This is a genomic window from Paenibacillus vietnamensis, from assembly GCF_020169515.1.
Lineage (GTDB): Bacteria > Bacillota > Bacilli > Paenibacillales > Paenibacillaceae > Pristimantibacillus > Pristimantibacillus vietnamensis.
The window spans coordinates 45,593-62,889 of record NZ_JAHMHW010000001.1 but is presented as its reverse complement, the minus strand read 5'-3'; the positions used below and the strand labels follow the sequence as shown (position 1 = coordinate 62,889).

The following is a 17,297-nucleotide window of genomic DNA, read 5'->3' as shown; positions in this document are numbered from 1 at the left end:
CCCTCACGATTTCGTTTATATCTGCAATGATCGAAGCAAATTCGCTAATTCAGTCAAAACCCGCGCCTGTTGTTCCGTTAGCGCTTTTCCGCTCTGCGCGTTCACCTGATTGATAAACGCATCCAGCTGGCCTTGCATGGCATTCGTATTGCGTTGGCTTGCAGAATCTTTCGCTTGATTCAGCTTACTGACCAGAGCATGCTGGATGCCGGGATCGGAGCTCACAAACTTTTCCACAATTCCCGCCAAGCTGCCGAAGTCCACGGTTTCAAGCTCAGCCACAAAAGTTGTAACGCTCTGGGCAGGAAGCTCGGCTGTAAAGGCACCGTTCGATGCATCGATAGGCGCTCCGGCTGCAAGACTCCTGCTGCTGTCCGTCACCCATGAAGATACTGACGGTGCATACCCGTCCTGCAGAACAAAATCTTTGCTCACTGCGGAAGTCCCTTTGTTAATAGCGACTATAACTACTTTTTTATCGCCTTTATAGGCGGATACGTAAACCTCCGGATCGGGATTTTTAGTTGCTTCAACCCTTACATAGCCAGGACGAACAAATTTGGAGTAATGAGCCATGCTGTAACCGCGCTTGCTTATCGTGCCGTCCTCTTTCATAGGACCATAACCTCTGCGGATGTACCACCATACGTATGTCTGAAAATTGCCTTCGACCATGGCATTATACATATGTTCCGCAACGCCTAACGCCTCCGGCCAGCGATCTCCCGAAGTCATGTCGCTGTTCGGATAGTATACTTCCGTCATCCAAAGTTCTTTTCCCGCCCCTTTCTCTTCGAATAGCGGATAAGGGAAATCCTTATCATTCGTACCATACGTATGGGCGCCGAGAATATCCATATTGGCTAGAGCTTCCGGATCGTTCAGAATCGGGTCTGACATTTTTTTTACGTAAGAAAAGGACTCGGGAGCGATTACCCTGTTATTGATGGATCCGGCGTTTTCTTTCATGAAGCGAAGCATTTCTTCCGGACTCCACCATGTCCAATCATGGGCGTAGTCAGGCTCATTTTGAATCGAAATCGCATACAGCTCCACGCCATTGCTCTTCATGAAGGAATCGAATTCGTTCAGATACTGCGCATAATCATCGTACCTATCATGTTTAAGCCGTTTTGCCGTTGGATCCACAACATATGCGGTAAGTTGAATTTGATCGATATTCGGTCCTTCCGTACCGGTCGTTACCAGCTTTAACGTGTTATTGTTCCCGCTGGTCATAGGAATCTGGAACGATTTTTCGGCCCAGGTTTCCAGGCTTCCGGTTGCTTCAAAGGCCGCATGACTGATCACTTTTGTCCCGTTAACATACACATCAAGATAGCTGGTTCCCGTCTGCAGAGCATATCGGATTTTTACGTTTTTAGTTCCTGTACTGCCAATGATGACGTTATTCCACTGGATGGCCGCATCGGATGAGGCTTGAAAATCGATATATCCGGTTCCGGTGTAACCCGGATTGGTGCTTTGTACGGCAGCACCGGTCAAGGTTGTACCCGTCTCCGCTTGATAGGTGGTGCCGTTGCCGGAGCTCATATCAAGAGTGAAGGTCTCGACCATTTCACTTGGAGGATTCCAGGGAGAAGCAAACACGATTGCTCCATGTTCGATCGCTTTTTTTGCCGTTTCCACTTCTCTTTGCCAATTATTTTTATTTTCGTGTATCGGAATTCTTAACACAGAAAAGCCCAACTGGTTGTCTCCATTGCCAAAAGCTGTTTCTCTTTGTTCCGCGGTCAAATCACCAATCCAAACGGAATGGTTCATGCCTCCAAAACCGCGAATCACTTGTTTTTCTGCCGATAAATTAACGATGACATCATCGGCCGCCGGGGCGGCTATAGCTTCAGCAGATGCCGGTACGAAAAATAACGGCAGTGCAGTTAAACATGCCAATAAGGCACAAATCGGCTTTTTCACATTCGAAATCATATGGTATCATCTCCCTGGTTTTAATGCGGATAAACCGCCGTTACAACGAGTCGAACTACCTTTTTATTCGCATTACACATCTATGTAACCGTTTTCAAATTCTATTCTAACAACCTATCCTTTCATTCGTTTAAAAGCCTCTGCCTTATCCCCCCTCCTTTCAACATCTTTTCAAGCCGCAACGATTCACCGCAACCATTGCCTCCTTGTCGGTCAAAACGGCAGCCGAATGTCTGCCTAAATCATAATATCGAGTCACTTTTCGAGTCTATAGAATTACTAGACAATATTTGTAATTTTTAAGGACTACTTTCAACACCCCCTTAACTTTACTAGTTTTGCCTACAATGATAGATAGATAGAGTTAATCGGCAACATAGCAAAGCCCGACCGGATACAGATCATCCGGTACGGGCTTGAAATGCTGCAGTCAGCCGTATTTATAGGTAATGCCGTACCCTCCTTTTGGGTAAACCCAATCGATGTTGTCGTAGGGACATGCGATCCGGCATGTGCCGCATTCGATGCAGTTTTCATACGCGACGGTCGTCAGCTTCTGCTTTTTGTCCCAATCGTACACATCGGACGGGCAAAAATAATTGCAGTCCTTCTTGGTGCATTTCAGACAGTTGTCCCGTTCCTTAATGATTAAATGGGATACGTCGTCGCACTTGTAGCGGATCGTATACAGCTTGTCGGAAATGGAATCACTCATCCGTTCATCGCCCTCCAGCCTTTATAGCCCAATTTCAGTAAATTCATCGTCCCCCCGGCAGCGTCCTTAATTAATTTTACGGCCATTTTTTGTTTTTGTGCCTTGGAGACCCCGTCAACCAGAAACATCTGATAAGCGGCTTCATTGAGCGCCGACGGCAGCTTGTCGAACAGAAGCTCCGGATCTTGTTCCTTCAGCAGCTCGTGCATCCCTTTATATTTCTTCAAATCCTTCTCGATAAACGAGCTTCGGATCTTCCGGTCATACAGCTGCAGCGATTCTCGTGAAAAATCGTTTTTCAGTTTGGCCTCAACGATAGCCTCCCCTGCCAGCCTGCCTGACGTCATGGCAAGGTTCGTTCCCTCCCGGTGAACGAGATTGACCATCTGCGCTGCATCCCCCGCGATTACCCAGCCGTCTCCGGACAGCGGAGGCATCGAATGATAGCCGCCTTCGGGGATAAGATGCCCCGAGTATTCCAGCACCTCGCCGCCCTGAATCAATTTGCGGATCATCGGATGCTGTTTCGCAGCCTCCAGCACGGCGTACGGCTTGATCCGCTTCTCCCTCAGCTGGTCGACCATGACGCCGACGCCAAGCGAGATCGTTTCTTTGTTCGTATACAAAAATCCCATCCCTGCCATCCCTAAAGAGGTTTCTCCGATAAACTCGATCGTTACGCCCTCGTCGCCTTCCAGATTGAACCGGTCCTGAATTTTCTCCTTCGGAAGGGCGATCACCTCCTTCACCGCGAGCGATACCTCGTCAGGCCGCCATTCCTTATGCACGCCGAGCGATTTGCCGAGCAAGGAATTGACGCCGTCCGCAATGACTACGACATCGGCGTACAGATCGCCGTCGTCCCGATCCGTCTTCACGCCGACGACGCGGTCGTCTTTTCTAAGCAAATCTACCGCGACCGTTTGATAGACCGGGATGGCCCCGGCCTGAACCGCTTTGTCGGCAAACCACTGGTCGAACTTCACCCTGAGACCGGTGAAGCAGTTGTAAGGCGCCTTGTAAGCTTCGTTCCGGTGACCGAATGTCGTTACGGATTCCTTGCCCATCATCCATACCCGCTGCTCGACAATGTAGCGCTCCATCGGGAACCCTTTTTCCGTCCAAAATTCGGGGATCATGTCCTCTATCTGCTTCCGGTACAGCACTCCGCCGAAAATATTTTTCGCGCCGGGAAACTCCCCCCGCTCCAGCAGCACGACTCGCAGCCCGGCTCTGGCCATCGTCAGTGCGGCTGCCGCTCCGGCCGGTCCCGCGCCGACGACGACTGCGTCAAACTTTTCGTTCATAAGCCTTCACCTCTCCCCGTTTTTTCTTCACTTCAGCCGTGATGGCAGGGACGATTTTGAATAAATCCCCGACGATGCGGTAATGGGCGGTCTGAAAAATAGGCGCTTCCGGATCTTTATTAATCGCGACGATCACGTCCGAATTGGACATTCCGACGATGTGCTGAACCGCTCCGGATATGCCGATGGCAAAATAAAGCTTCGGCCTTACGGTGCAGCCGGTTTGCCCGACCTGATGCTCATGCTTGATCCAGCCCGCATCGACGGCTGCCCGGGAAGCGCCGACAATTCCCCCGAGAGCGTCGGCCAGCTCCTTCAGCATGACGAAAGGCTCCGGCCCACCCAGCCCCCGGCCGCCGGCAACGATGATTTCCGCTTCCTCCAGATTGATTTTGTCGCGTTCCTGAATGAAATCCAGCACCCGTGTCGCAATTTGCTCCTCGGTCATCGCGTTCTCGATGCGGATGACCTCGCCTTCGCGGGCGGCATCGCGCGGCAGCGACTGAAACACGCCAGCACGGGCCGTAGCCATCTGAGGCCGATACTGCTTGCACAAGATCGTAGCCATCATTTTCTCCGAAAAGGCGGGGCGGCTGGCGAGCAGCAGCCGCGACGGCGGAGGCTCGACGTCCAATTCGGTCGTATCGGCAGTCAGTCCGGTCGGCAGGTGGGTAGCGATCGCCCCCGCTAAATCCCTGCCGGTGCCCGTCGCGCCGAACAGACAAATTTCAGGCTTGGCCTCTCCGATGACCTTCATTGCGATCCGGCTGTAAGGCCTCGTCCGGTAAGCCTTCAGCTCGGGCGCCTCGCACAAGAACACTTTATCCGCACCGTAATAAATCGCTTCCTGCGCCAAATGCCCCACCTCGTGCCCGATGACGAGAGCGATCAGCTGGACATCCAGCTTTTCCGCGAGCTTTTTCCCCTCCCCCAGCAGCTGCCAGGAAACCTTCTTGGCTTCCCCGTCCCGCTGCTCCACGACAACGAGCACGCCCCGGTAATCCGACCAATCGGGCGTTTGTTCCGCATTTCTTGCAGCAGTCATCTGCATCCCCTCCTAAAGGTTACGTCCACCCGAATCTTTCCGGCAGATCGCTCTCCCACAGCTTGCCTACCAGCTCCCCGGCCACTTGCTCGGGGGATTCGCCGCTTACGATTTGGCCGTTTATTTTTCTGACTTCAGGCACCCAGGTTTTGCTGACGATCGTCGGCGATCCCTTCAAGCCGATCTTGGCGTTGTCCAGATCGGGAAAATCGGCCGTCGTCCATATGTACGGTTTGTATCCGGCAGCCCGGATCATGCCCGGCAGCGAGGCTCTGCGGACTTTGTTAAGCTCCTTAAGCGCGGTAATAAGCAGCGGCATCGAAGACTCGACGACCTCAAGCCCGTCCTCCAAATACCGGTGAACGGTTACGGTCCTTCTGACGGGGTTCACATCGACGACCTTTCCTACATACGTCAGCTGTTCCAGATCCAAACGGCACGCTATGCCGGGTCCGACCTGCCCGGTGTCCCCGTCCAACGTTTGCTTGCCGCAAAACACGATATCCGCCTTCCCCCACAGCTCCTCCACCTTACGGATCGTCCGCGCCACCACATAAGATGTCGCAAGCGTATCCGCGCCGGCAAACTTCCGGTCGGTAACTAGAACGGCCTCGTCAGCGCCGAGCGAAATACATTCTTTCAGCGACTTTTCGGCAGGAGGCGGCCCCATGGTAACGACCGTCACTCTGGCGTTATGCTCATCCTTGATGCGCAGCGCCTCTTCCAAGCCGTGCAGATCGTAGAAATTGACGATGCTCGGCACGCCCTGGCGGATTAACGTATTGTTGACGGGATCGATCCGGATTTCCCGGCTGTCGGGAACTTGCTTGATGCAAACGATAATATGAAGCACTCGCCTTACACCTCCTAAGGTTTACAAAAAGCATAAGTCAAATCTTCGCCCAGTCGTCCCAGTACGGATGAACGTACTTCTCGGTCAGCTCATCGTTGCGGGAGCTTGCTTTGATCGCTTCCGAAAGTCTCCAGGCTTTGTCAAAGGTGGAAGGGAACGTCGTGTAGAAGAGAGGAGGAACGAGCCAAAACACCCTCCCTTTCGCCACCGGGTAAACGACCGTTTTCCAGCCGGCGCCGAATTCATCCTCTTCCCACATCAAGGCGATAAGCCAGTTCACGAATGTATGGCGCTTCCCGTCATTGCCGATGTAGATATCGCTCAGCTGTTCCTTGTCGCGCTGCCCGATCGGAACATCCGGTCTTTGGAAAAAGCGCTCCAGATTCAGGAACTGGCCCATGCTTACAGCCCCCTCGCCCTTTTTATTACAAGCTTATCGATTAAGGCTATTAAACGCTTTCAAATTTACCATGGCGCGGTAAAGGTTACGGTTCATTATATGCGGGACACCGGAAATCTTTCTTTCGTTCTTCCATAACGTAAAAAAGACACCCGCAAAGGTGTCTTCCATAAAAGCTATGCATGCAATTCCAATACTTCCCAAAGGGGCGGCATCTGAATGAATGCTTCGTTAGGCCGCCCTTAACGTCTTGGAAATTCGAATGGACATGAGCGCAGCCAGCACGCAGACGAAGCCTGCGCCGATGAAAGGAATGGTATACGTTCCGAAGCCGTCGCGCAGCAGTCCCGCGCCATAAGCTGCGGTCGAGGCACCCAGCTGATGGGCCACGACGATCCAGCCGAAGATCATGCCCGCCTTCTCCTTCCCGAACGCCTGCGAGGTCAGCTTGACGGTCGGCGGAACGGTAGCGATCCAGTCGAGACCGTAAAATACGCTGAAGATCAACAGCTCGGTCGGACCTGCATTCAGCGCATACGGCAGGAATAAAAGAGATAAGCCGCGCAATCCGTAATACCAGAATAGCAGCCAGCGGCTGTCGAACCGGTCGGATAGCCAGCCCGAGAGCGTCGTGCCGACAAGGTCGAACAACCCCATTAGAGCGAGCAGGCCCGCAGCTACGAACGGCATAATGCCGGCGTCTCCGCATGCCGGAATCAAGTGGGTACCGATCAGGCCGTTGGTGGAAAAACCGCAAAAAAAGAACGTGCCGGCAAGCAGCCAAAAGGTTTTGCTTCGCATGCCGTCACGCAGCGCGATCAGCGGGGCCAGAAAGATATGGCCCCGAAATGGCGCTGGCTTGACAGGCTCCTCCCCGCCATACGGAGCGGCCCCTACTTCGTAAGGATGATCGCGCATCCAGAGAACGACGATCAAGAAGAGAACGGCGATCACTCCAACAGTGGCGTAGACGGCGGTTCTCCAGCCGATCTGTTCAGAGATGCGGGCGAAGAGAGGCAGAAACAGCAGCTGTCCCGTCGCCGCGCTAGCCGTAAGCATGCCGACGACCAGCCCCTTGCGCTTGGCGAACCAACGGTTCGCAACCGTTACGCCGAGTACGTTCGCCATCATTCCGGTGGAAAGCCCTGCGACAGCGCCCCACAGCAGCTCGAATTGCCATAATCTAGTCATAAGCGGTGTGATCGCTAGACCGACCGCCAGCACTGAGAGAGATACCGCGATCGTTTTACGGATGCCGAACCTTTCCAGCAGTGCGGCGGAGAAGGGGCCGACAAGTCCGTACAGGAAGATGCCGACGGAAACGACGCTTGAGATGCCGGCCCGGCTCCAGCCGAATTCGGCCTCGAACGGAAGCATGAGTACGCTCGGCATTGAGCGAATGCCTGCTGACGTTAGCAGCGTGATGAAGGTAATGAGTACGACAATCCAACCGTAATGCAGCTTGCTTCGAAACAAAGAAGCATTCATATCGAGGCACATCCCATTCTCTAATTTTGTTGTACATACAAAATATCGAATAATAAGCTTACGGCTTCTCCAGCCGTTCGCTTGCCGACTCTAATCGGACGGTTAGTTGTTCGGCTAAATCTTCTCCCAAGAGAGTGACATATCGCCGATGCAGGCTTTTCGAAGCCAAACGTAAGGCGTCCTCCAGGTCCGCCCCTTTTGAAGTAGGATAGATGAGGACCGTCTTTCCATGAACCTTGCGTTCAACAAGCCGCTTCGCCTCCAGCTTATCGATGAAGCGGGTGAGGGTGGACGGGGTGACGTACAGCTTTTCGGATAATTCCTTTTGGGATATGCCCGGCTCGCCGTTAGCCAACCGAATGATATAGCCGTACATAGGGGTCAATCCTGTTGGAGCAAATTCTTCTTCGGCCATCTTCGTAATGGCGCGGCTGAGTCGGTTTGTCGTGAAAAATAAGCAGTTGTGCAGGAAGCTCTGATCCATGAGGCGTCCCCCTCCCTCTATTTTGTATGTACAACGAATATAAGCCGGCCGAATGATTTTGTCAATCACCGTAAAAGAAAAAGCAGCCCCGTTAACGGTGAATGAGTCATTTATCTTCATAACGTACTACGCCGTAGTTCATAAAAATACTGCACAATTGGATGCTTTAACTTCATCTTCTCGCTCATATTTAAAATTCGTTTTTTTCCAACTCGTCTGTCCACCAAAGCTAGAATATTCAATAAGATATCATTGCTCTCGATGCTTTCCTCTATAGAAATAGATAAAAACTTATTAGCAATAACGATAAAATTTGATTTACTTAATGATGACTGTGCCGACAAAAGCTCCTTTGCATATTCTGATTTCTTTCTGCTGCTTGCAATTACTTTTAGACGATCCTCCGGAACTGTCCCCTTGGTATCTTTTCTGACTGCTTCAATTTCTTCGTTGTTAACAGGAATTTGGATATTCAAATCATTCTTAATTTCCAACTCCGTCTGATACCATCTGATTAAGTTAGTTGTATCACTCATATTAAATACGTTCTTTTTATCGACCGCAATATAGCAAAGCCCTGCTTTATCGGGTAAATAACGGTAGCTCGTTGCACGGTATTCGACCCTTCCATCTAACACAGGACAGAGAAAACTCTCCAGATTTTGTTTCAATTTGCTCCAGGCCATATATTACTCCTTGTTCTATATTAATAACTGCCTATTGCGGCAGTTGCTCTGCTATCCATAATACAATAACCAACACCCAATTCTCTATGCTTGCATGAAAATACAACTTTTTAGGATAGTTCAAAAAAAGCCTGCTTTCTCAGCAGACCTAGCTAGTTCAAGCAGTTAAACGGCCGGTTGAAGCAGGGTCGGAGTTTTTTTGCTTGTTCCTAAACGATTGGCGCACTCCTCTACCGCCACCTGCTTCCCCTCGACCGCCACCCCCGCATGATTGCGTGATTGACCGGCATTCACCTTGCTGATTAACTTCAGCAGCTGCTCGATTTTTAACGTCTACCCTTGCTTCACCAGGTTTTCCGCCGTGCGGAAAGCCAAGGCTAGAATCGTCAGCACCGGATTAACGCCGCCATTCGTCACATGCACAGACCCGTCGCTCACCCAGAGATTATCATAACCATGTATGCGGCCTAGAGGATCTGTTACGGATGTTGAAGGATCATTTCCCATACGCAGCGTACCCGCTTGATGCTGCCCGGCACTAAGCCCGGCGCCTGGCCGGGTTCGCCATACCTCACGCGCACCGGCGGCCCAAAGCCACTTTTCCGCTTGCTCAGCCAGCAGTGCCGAGGCTCGAAGTGACTCAGGATGGACACTTCCGGAGAGCTGAGCTGCAGGCATGCCAAAGCGGTCTTTGACCGTTGTCGATAACCTGACTCTGGACTCGGCGCTCGGGATCTCCTGGATCGGGCCTTGAATTTGGCTGGTGCGCAAGTAACTCTCGCGCATCGTTGCCTTGCCTGCGCTCCCCCATCGAGCCGCATCCGGTGCAAGTGCGCGATACCAGTGAATGAGCGGAAGCCTGGTGAATTCGTTAGCAAGCAGCCCTCCTCCGATTATTCCGCTTTCGCGGCTGTGCTCAAAACGGAAGGTGGCAATACTCACTCCCGGACCAAGGCCATCTTGAACCGGCTCATCAAAGAGACCGTATGCACCGGAATAGACATGGCCTTGAAGGTTTCTTCCTACTTGTCCGCTTCGATTGCCAATTCCATACGGTTCAATATCGGTTGCGGAGTTGAGAAGAAGCCGGGCGCTTTCGATGGCTCCTGCAGCAACCACAACGTGCCCGGCCCGCACCTGCCGCCGCTGGATAGAGCCTTCCAATTGCTGCACAAGACGAACTCCGGTGGCATGTTCTCCTCCCTCGGTATCGATGCGTTCCACCGTTGTATCGCAGATCAGATCGCAGTTGCCGGTAGCGATGGCCCTCACTAACATCGTATTATGCCCGCCATTTTTACTGTTCGTCGGGCAGGCGAATCCGACACACTGGCCGCACCGTCCACAAGCCGGTCGTCCATCCCGATCGATGGAGTTGATGAGGAGAGGTACCGGCCCGGCTTCCCATCCGAGTTTTTTTGCCGCCAGTGCCAATCGTTCAGCTTCCAGCGTACTTGGCAGCGCCGGCATTGGGTAAGAGCGTTGCCGCTTCCCGCGTTCAAGGTGGGCATTCCCGTCACCGGAGACGCCGACTTCCCACTCGGCCCGCATGTAATAAGGTTCGAGATCCTCATATCCAATCGGCCAATCGCTTAGCGAACTCCCTTCCGGCACCCCATAGCGACTCGCCATGCGGAAGTCATCCGGATGAAATCGCCATGCCTGCGCCCCGTAGATTCGAGTTCCTCCTCCGACCGTCATTGCGTTATTATGATAGTCGCCTTCAAAAGGCGCGGTGATCCGCTCTTCTCCGCCCTCCAATAGAATTGTACGAGGGTTACCTTCCAAATCTGGACCTGTATTATGGCCGTACTTGCTAAAACGATGGTTACGCAAATGATCGCTGCCTATCTGACTGTATCGAAGCCAGCTTCCGCGCTCAACGACAAGAACGCGAAGTCCGGATTCGGCTAATACAGCGGCCGCTGCAGAGCCTCCGGCTCCAGCCCCTGCGATAATCACATCATACTGGTCTCGAAGTTGATCGAAGCGTTTTTGCGGCAAATCTGTTTCTGGTGCCAGTGCATCGCTTTTGGACACGGGGCCCGGTCGAAAACCGATCATGTCCCATGACCTGCCCTCACGATTCCCGCCGGACTCAGGACTTCCATAGTAACCTTCTATGACGAGGCATAATAAAGTGTCAAAGAAGCGTTTAGACGAAACAGGCCAATCCCGAAAAGAATCGAGCTCGGCATCATGCAGCAGTCTATCTTTCTCATGATCCGGCAGTTCCGGGAATGGATGGCCATGGCGGGCTAATGCTTCCGCATTTGATGCGTGAAGTCCAGGTTCTATCACATCCGTCCAGACAGCGGCATCCTGAGAGGCTCTTCGTTTCAGGTAATTTAACACTCCTCCATCGGTCGCCGATGGCCACTCATCTTCCGGAATCATCCTGTCCGCAACCGCTTTCAAAATTTGGGTGATTTCGCCTGAAAAACACTCCTGATCGCTCGTCCTCATTTAACCTCCACCTCACATTAAGATTCTGCAGCTTCATATTGACTCATCCGCATGAAAACCCTTCCTTATTTCCAGCCCCAATCATCGTTTCCCCTCGGCATGCTCCTGCAGCTTCATGAACAAATCCCGAAAGATGGCGTTGCGGTTAACGAAATACGCGCATCGGATCAAATGGCGGCCAGGGTGGGTGCTCCATGTGATTTGATCCGTCAGCAGCGGGCTGTGAACCAGATCCGTCGGCACCAGCTCCGGTTCAATTATATAGGCGATAGCCGAGAGGTCCCAGATAACGCGTGAATAACCGATATGATCGTTACTGCAAGCTTCGTAGCGCTCAGCCAGGAAGTCGCCAATTTTCCCTTTCCCTTTTACGAAATGGTTGATCTCCGGCAGTGTCGTAATCAAATGGGAGGCAACGCCGAAACACGGGATCATGACAAAAGGTACGCCGCTGTCCAGCAACACGCGCACGGCATGAAGATCTTGCTGCAGGTTAAATTCGTTCGCGTCTCTCCAGGACAGCTGGTGTCCGCCCAGCCATACGACGACGATTTTGCGAACAATGGACGGCTCTATCAAAATGGCGGACGCTACATTTGTAATTGCTCCGATCGCTGCAACGTATAACGGCTCGTCGTCCGGCATGGCGAGCGCTTTGGCGATAAGGTCGCGCGCTGCTGCGCTGTCAACCGGCATATGCGGGCCGGGCAAATAGCTCTCCGAACCGCGGAACGCGTAGCCTTCAGACGGGATCTCGAATCGGTTCAAAATATGAATAATCTCTTTATAGCTTTTTTCCATGCCGTCTTTTGGTCCCGTCGATAACTCGTTAAAAAAAGGCGCGGCATATACGGCCTCCAGCTGAATGCGCTCGGGCGATAGAATCGCGTAGGATAGAGCGAACTGGTCGTCGATTTCATTAAATGTATCCGTATCCAGCACCATCCGGATTTTTCCGCTTCTGGGAGCAAGCCTTTCCAATCTGAACGTTTCACTAAGTTGAGGATATTGCATGCATGTGCCTCCTTAGAAATGAAATCTTTTTCCGATTCTCCCATTCGTTTTATGATTTGATTTTCAATTCGGCAGAAAAAACGGTTTCATTCCTATTTTAAGCTCTTTACAGCCCTAGCAGTTCTATCGAATTGGCTGACTTTATATACGTTTTGGCTGTCTATTTTTCACTTGGGTAATATAGATAAGGGGGATGTCTCCTTCCGAGTACCCTGTACCCGAAAGGGATGACTTCCCCCTTATACGACTCTGTTTGAGTTTGAATGCCGTCGCTATCCGGAAATGCAGCTTTCAATCAAGTTATAATGTTTTTTACAACGAGCATGTAGATTCCCTGATGATCAGCTCCGGCTGCATGACAATCCTTTGCTTGATTTCATCTGCATTCTCCACTTTGTGGATCAGCAAGTCGAATGCCAGCTTGACCATTTGGTTAATCGGCTGGGCGATCGTCGTAAGCTCCGGATTAGTCACAGTCGAAAGAATCGTGCCATCAAAGCCGATAATCGACAGCTGCTCCGGTACCTTTACTCTCGCATCTTTGGCGGCTTGCAATGCACCTACAGCCAGTAAATCGTTACAGCAAAATATGGCCGAAGGGCGATTGTCCCCGTGAATTAGTGCCGCGGCTGCACGTTTTCCATCTCTAATGCTGGAATCGCACGAAACGATATGTGACTCGTCTAACGTAATTCCCGCCTCGAACAAAGTGAAACGAAAACCTCGAACCCGCTCAAAGCTGCTGCTTACCTTTAAGTTTTCAGACAACACCGCAATCCGGCGATGCCCTCTGTCAATCAAATGCTCGGCGGCAAGTGCCCCGCCTTTGAAATCGTCCGTCAATACGCTGTGAACCGGCATTGTGGCGGCTTCTCTTGCAATCATAACGATAGATAGTGATTTTTCAGCGAGATGCCTTAATACATCCGCATTTTCCACACCGGTTCCGATCAAAATTCCGTCTACGCTTTTTTGCTCCAACAACCGAATATATTTCTCTATTCGGTCATCTTTGTTGTCCGTACTGCAGACGATGACGCTATAACCTTCGGAATGAGCCAAATCCTCTACAGAACGAGCAATCTCTGAGAAAAAAGGGTTTGAAACATCGGGAATAAGAAGCCCAATAGTGAACGTCTTCTTCCCCATCAAAGCAGAAGCGATCACGCTTGGCCGGTACTGGAGGCGTTCCATTACCCGAAATATTTCTTCGCGCTTTTTCTTGCTAACTTTTCCCTTGCCGTTTATTACATTGGAGACGGTTGCGATGGACACACCTGCCTCCTTGGCAACATCATATATTGTGCTCACGTTAATGCCCAACCTCATTATTATCGGATATTAGGAAGAGGGAATTAGCCCTCCCTACTCGGATATTATCCGATTTATCCGTGCGATTTGCAAACTATTTGCAGACAGGAATAGAGATTATGGCTGTTGCCTTGTTGCAATCCATGCATGATCCGGATCGTTGCGGAACTTCCAAATGCGCTTAGGACCCGCCATAACGTTGAGATAGTAGACTTGATAGCCCGGAGGCGCCGAAACGGGATGATACCCTTTCGGTACAAGCACAGCTTGTCCGTCTTTTACCGCCAAAGTCTCATCAAGCGAGCGGTCATCCGAATAGACGCGTTGGATCGCGAAGCCCTGCTCAGGCTTCACATGGTAATAGTAGGTTTCCTCCAGCAGCGACTCCTCGGGAAGCGCGTCGCGATCATGCTTGTGGGGCGGGTAGCTAGACCAATGTCCTTCCGGCGTAAACACTTCCACGACAAGCAGGCTGTCAGCAGGATCTTGCTCGGGCAAAATATTGTGAATATACCGTTGCGTCGTGCCCGTTCCCCGTACCTCGACCCCTACATCTTCCGGCGAAATCAGGCGTGCGGGATAATTCCCTTTGCCCGGTGCTTCGCATACGGCTAGTTCCACTTTCGTAAGCGCCTCCAGCTCATACCGGTCGTCATTAGGGACATAGACGGAATAGGGCGGCGTCTGCTTAAAGACGTTCATTCTTTGTCCAATACTTGTCCATGAGGATTTTGCCGTCGTCACGTTAGCTAAACCGCTAAGAAGCACAAGGCATACTTCGTTGTCCGCGGTTGCTCGGCTTAGCTTTTCTCCCGGATTCAATTGGTAAACTTTGAACCCTACATAGCTCCAGCCAGCCGATTCCGGAGTTACCGAAAGTACGGGATCCGCTCCTGAGGCTTGTAGCTCCGGACTCACAATCAGTTTGCTCATTTAATTACACCACCTCTATTAATTCATTCAGTTCAGACAATTTCACGCTGCGGTTATAACGAAGCGACAGCTTCGCAGCCAACGCAATTCTCTCGGCCTGGCAAGCATCCTCTCCGCTGACCGAAACGTCGCCGCCTTGAAGCAAAACATTGATAAACTGCTCGGTCTCATCAATATAGGCCGAATTATAACGCTCCAGGAAGAAATGAAGCGGCTTCTCACTGATGACGCCATCTTCCGTGCTAAGCACGGCCGTATTAGGGTGATCGTTCGTTGCTGCTGCGGAGCCTTTCGACCCAAATACTTCGGCGCGTTGGTCATAGCCGTAAACGGCTTTGCGACTGCAATCAATAACGCCAAGCGCACCGTTTGTGAAGCGGAGTGTTACGATCGCCGTATCGACATCGCCGTGTTTACCAAATACCGGATCGATCAGTACGCTGCCTTGTGCGTATACTTCTTCTACTTCACTGCCCGAGAGGAAACGAGCCATGTCGAAATCATGAATCATCATATCCATGAAGATACCGCCCGATACTTTAATGTAGGATTCCGGCGGCGGAGCAGGATCGCGGGAGGTAATCTTGATCAGATGAGTATCCCCGATCGCTCCGGCTTTCACATACTCGCGGATCCGCTTGAAGTTATGATCGAACCGGCGGTTGAAGCCGACTTGAAGCTGAACTCCGGCCCTGCGAACCTCTTCCAGCGCTTCCTCTGTCTGGCGAATGTCCATGCTAACCGGCTTTTCGCAAAAAATATGCTTGCCCTGCTGAGCCGCCCGCTTAATAAGCGGCACATGCGTATCCGTTGAAGAGCAAATGAATACGGCGTCTATATCCGGATTAGCCAATAGCTCGTCGGTGTCCTTTGTCACGATGGAAATGCCTCTTTCCTGCGCCCACTCTGCCAGCTCTGGACCGGCAAACAGATCACTGATTGCGACGATTTCCGCTTGCGGATGTCTTCTTAAATTGTCGGCATGGATTTTGCCGATTCTGCCTGCACCGATGATGCCAATTTTTATTTTTTTCATACACGTCCGCCTTTCTCTTGTCCCGAGCTTCCGAATATCCGCATTTTGTCTCTTACCGCAGCTCTGATCGCTTCGCGCGCCGGATTCAAATAATGTCTTGGATCATAGGTTTCAGTCATTTTGGATTACCATCCAAGTCAGGATTCGATTACCAGCGAGCGGTTACCATTTTTTTGCGGGTGTAGAACTCTACGCCGTCTGTGCCATTGGCATGAAGGTCGCCGTAGAATGATTTTTTCCAGCCCGAGAACGGGAAAAATGCCATTGGCGCGGGTACGCCAAGATTGATGCCAAGCATTCCTGCGTCAATCGTCTCGCGGAACTGCCTTACGCTGCTGCCGCTGCTTGTGAACAGACAAGCGCCGTTGGCGAATTCCGAACGGTTGGCGATCGCAATCGCCTCTTCCAGCGTTTCTGCTCGCATGACGGAGAGGACAGGAGCAAAAATCTCGTCTTTCCAGATTTTCATCTCGCAGCTGACTTGATCGAAAATGGTCGGTCCTACGAAATAACCGGAAGATTGAGCGGCAGCATCTTTGCGGCCGTCACGCACCAGCAAGCCGCCCTCGCTCTCGCCGGATTCAATGTAGCCAATCGTTCTTTCTTTATGCGGCTTGCGAATAACGGGACCAAGGAACGTTCCTTCATCCAGCCCGTTTCCGATCGTAATGTTGTCCGCCGCTTCGGACAATCTGCGTACCAGCTCATCGCCTGCTTCTCCGACAGCAATGACGACGGCACAAGCCATGCAGCGCTCGCCCGCCGAGCCGAATGCCGCGCTGACGATTTCTTTTACCGCGAGGTTAAGATCTGCGTCCGGCATGACGATCGAATGGTTTTTAGCGCCGGCCAGCGCTTGAACACGTTTGCCGTAAGAAGTGCCCGTTTTGTATACATATTCGGCAACAGGCTGCGAACCAACGAAAGAAATAGCCTGCACGTTCGGATGCTTCAAAATGCCGTTAACTACGTCATGTGCACCATGGACAATATTGAGCACGCCCGCAGGCAAACCTGCTTCATGGAATAGCTCGGCAAGGCGGTTAGCCAGCAGCGGCGTACGCTCAGAAGGCTTCAGCACGAAGGTGTTGCCGCAAGCGATCGCAAGCGGGAACATCCAGCAAGGAACCATCATTGGAAAATTGAACGGCGAAATGCCTCCAACAACACCGATCGGATAGCGGTACATACCGGATTCCAAATTCGTTGCAATATCAGGGAGCTGCTTGCCCATCATAAGTGTAGGAGCACCTGCTGCGAATTCAACGCATTCGATACCGCGAAGCACTTCGCCGTACGCTTCGGCATAGCTTTTGCCATTCTCTGCCGTAATGAGGCGTGCAAGCTCTTCCCAATGTTCAACAAGAAGCTGCTGGTATTTAAATAATACGCGGGCACGTTTAGGAACCGGCGTCTTGCTCCAGCTCTTGAAGGCAATTCCTGCCGTTTGAACGGCAGCATCCACGTCTGCTTCGGAAGAGAGCGGAACTAGTGCCAAGATTTCCTCGGTTGCAGGATTATATACGTTGTCATACTTCTCGGCAGAGGCCTCGACCCATTGTCCGCCAATCCAGTTTTTAAGTGTAGTCGTCATGTGATTCCCTCGTTT

General features: G+C 51.7%; 16 protein-coding genes. All 16 read right to left on the bottom strand.

Annotated features, from left to right (window positions below):
• Positions 1-15: 15 nt before the first annotated feature.
• Positions 16-1,554, bottom strand: a complete 1,539-nt coding sequence (locus KP806_RS27905) for a carbohydrate-binding protein (protein ID WP_449589903.1) — start codon at positions 1,552-1,554, stop codon at positions 16-18.
• Positions 1,555-2,380: 826 nt separating this feature from the next.
• Positions 2,381-2,665 (bottom strand): ferredoxin family protein, encoded by a 285-nt coding sequence (locus KP806_RS00260; protein ID WP_224721557.1) that lies wholly within the window; start codon positions 2,663-2,665, stop codon positions 2,381-2,383.
• Positions 2,662-3,972 (bottom strand): FAD-dependent oxidoreductase, encoded by a 1,311-nt coding sequence (locus KP806_RS00255; protein WP_224721556.1) that lies wholly within the window; start codon positions 3,970-3,972, stop codon positions 2,662-2,664. The genes KP806_RS00260 and KP806_RS00255 overlap by 4 nt, the downstream gene beginning before the upstream one ends.
• Positions 3,956-5,017: an electron transfer flavoprotein subunit alpha/FixB family protein gene (locus tag KP806_RS00250; protein ID WP_224721555.1), complete on the bottom strand. Its 1,062-nt coding sequence runs from the start codon at positions 5,015-5,017 to the stop codon at positions 3,956-3,958. The genes KP806_RS00255 and KP806_RS00250 overlap by 17 nt, the downstream gene beginning before the upstream one ends.
• A 19-nt stretch (positions 5,018-5,036) precedes the next feature.
• Entirely contained in the window at positions 5,037-5,870 is an 834-nt protein-coding gene (locus tag KP806_RS00245; protein ID WP_224721554.1) for an electron transfer flavoprotein subunit beta/FixA family protein, read from the bottom strand.
• Positions 5,871-5,907: 37 nt separating this feature from the next.
• Positions 5,908-6,270, bottom strand: coding sequence for a hypothetical protein (locus KP806_RS00240; protein ID WP_224721553.1), 363 nt, complete (start codon positions 6,268-6,270; stop codon positions 5,908-5,910).
• 231 nt (positions 6,271-6,501) lie between these two features.
• Positions 6,502-7,758 (bottom strand): MFS transporter, encoded by a 1,257-nt coding sequence (locus KP806_RS00235; protein ID WP_224721552.1) that lies wholly within the window; start codon positions 7,756-7,758, stop codon positions 6,502-6,504.
• A gap of 58 nt (positions 7,759-7,816) precedes the next feature.
• Complete coding sequence (locus KP806_RS00230) at positions 7,817-8,242, bottom strand: MarR family winged helix-turn-helix transcriptional regulator (RefSeq protein ID WP_224721551.1); 426 nt, start codon at positions 8,240-8,242, stop codon at positions 7,817-7,819.
• A gap of 116 nt (positions 8,243-8,358) precedes the next feature.
• Positions 8,359-8,928 carry an SF0329 family protein gene (locus KP806_RS00225; RefSeq protein WP_224721550.1) on the bottom strand — a complete coding sequence of 190 codons (570 nt, stop codon included), beginning with the start codon at positions 8,926-8,928 and terminating at the stop codon, positions 8,359-8,361.
• A gap of 333 nt (positions 8,929-9,261) precedes the next feature.
• Entirely contained in the window at positions 9,262-11,394 is a 2,133-nt protein-coding gene (locus KP806_RS00220; RefSeq protein WP_224721549.1) for a GMC family oxidoreductase, read from the bottom strand.
• An 81-nt stretch (positions 11,395-11,475) separates the two neighbouring features.
• Positions 11,476-12,408: a nucleoside hydrolase gene (locus KP806_RS00215; protein WP_224721548.1), complete on the bottom strand. Its 933-nt coding sequence runs from the start codon at positions 12,406-12,408 to the stop codon at positions 11,476-11,478.
• 312 nt (positions 12,409-12,720) lie between these two features.
• A complete protein-coding gene (locus KP806_RS00210) occupies positions 12,721-13,725 on the bottom strand; it encodes a LacI family DNA-binding transcriptional regulator (RefSeq protein WP_224722392.1) in 1,005 nt (334 codons plus the stop codon).
• A 111-nt stretch (positions 13,726-13,836) separates the two neighbouring features.
• Positions 13,837-14,652 (bottom strand): 5-deoxy-glucuronate isomerase, encoded by an 816-nt coding sequence (iolB, locus tag KP806_RS00205; RefSeq protein WP_224721547.1) that lies wholly within the window; start codon positions 14,650-14,652, stop codon positions 13,837-13,839.
• Between the two features lie 4 nt (positions 14,653-14,656).
• Positions 14,657-15,688: an inositol 2-dehydrogenase gene (iolG, locus tag KP806_RS00200; RefSeq protein ID WP_224721546.1), complete on the bottom strand. Its 1,032-nt coding sequence runs from the start codon at positions 15,686-15,688 to the stop codon at positions 14,657-14,659.
• Positions 15,685-15,807 (bottom strand): hypothetical protein, encoded by a 123-nt coding sequence (locus KP806_RS00195; protein WP_397376338.1) that lies wholly within the window; start codon positions 15,805-15,807, stop codon positions 15,685-15,687. The genes iolG and KP806_RS00195 overlap by 4 nt, the downstream gene beginning before the upstream one ends.
• Before the next feature lie 29 nt (positions 15,808-15,836).
• Positions 15,837-17,282 (bottom strand): CoA-acylating methylmalonate-semialdehyde dehydrogenase, encoded by a 1,446-nt coding sequence (locus tag KP806_RS00190; protein WP_224721545.1) that lies wholly within the window; start codon positions 17,280-17,282, stop codon positions 15,837-15,839.
• Between the last annotated feature and the right edge of the window lie 15 nt (positions 17,283-17,297).

Bases quoted from the DNA above. Each gene is read 5' to 3' on its own strand.
- KP806_RS00260 (WP_224721557.1), bottom strand. From the start codon at position 2,665: ATGAGTGATTCCATTTCCGACAAGCTGTATACGATCCGCTACAAGTGC.
- KP806_RS00250 (WP_224721555.1), bottom strand. From the start codon at position 5,017: ATGACTGCTGCAAGAAATGCGGAACAAACGCCCGATTGGTCGGATTAC.
- KP806_RS00190 (WP_224721545.1), bottom strand. From the start codon at position 17,282: ATGACGACTACACTTAAAAACTGGATTGGCGGACAATGGGTCGAGGCC.
- KP806_RS27905 (WP_449589903.1), bottom strand. From the start codon at position 1,554: ATGAGCTCCGGCAACGGCACCACCTATCAAGCGGAGACGGGTACAACC.
- KP806_RS00235 (WP_224721552.1), bottom strand. From the start codon at position 7,758: ATGAATGCTTCTTTGTTTCGAAGCAAGCTGCATTACGGTTGGATTGTC.
- KP806_RS00220 (WP_224721549.1), bottom strand. From the start codon at position 11,394: ATGAGGACGAGCGATCAGGAGTGTTTTTCAGGCGAAATCACCCAAATT.
- KP806_RS00195 (WP_397376338.1), bottom strand. From the start codon at position 15,807: ATGACTGAAACCTATGATCCAAGACATTATTTGAATCCGGCGCGCGAA.
- KP806_RS00225 (WP_224721550.1), bottom strand. From the start codon at position 8,928: ATGGCCTGGAGCAAATTGAAACAAAATCTGGAGAGTTTTCTCTGTCCT.
- iolG (WP_224721546.1), bottom strand. From the start codon at position 15,688: ATGAAAAAAATAAAAATTGGCATCATCGGTGCAGGCAGAATCGGCAAA.
- iolB (WP_224721547.1), bottom strand. From the start codon at position 14,652: ATGAGCAAACTGATTGTGAGTCCGGAGCTACAAGCCTCAGGAGCGGAT.
- KP806_RS00255 (WP_224721556.1), bottom strand. From the start codon at position 3,972: ATGAACGAAAAGTTTGACGCAGTCGTCGTCGGCGCGGGACCGGCCGGA.
- KP806_RS00215 (WP_224721548.1), bottom strand. From the start codon at position 12,408: ATGCAATATCCTCAACTTAGTGAAACGTTCAGATTGGAAAGGCTTGCT.
- KP806_RS00240 (WP_224721553.1), bottom strand. From the start codon at position 6,270: ATGGGCCAGTTCCTGAATCTGGAGCGCTTTTTCCAAAGACCGGATGTT.
- KP806_RS00230 (WP_224721551.1), bottom strand. From the start codon at position 8,242: ATGGATCAGAGCTTCCTGCACAACTGCTTATTTTTCACGACAAACCGA.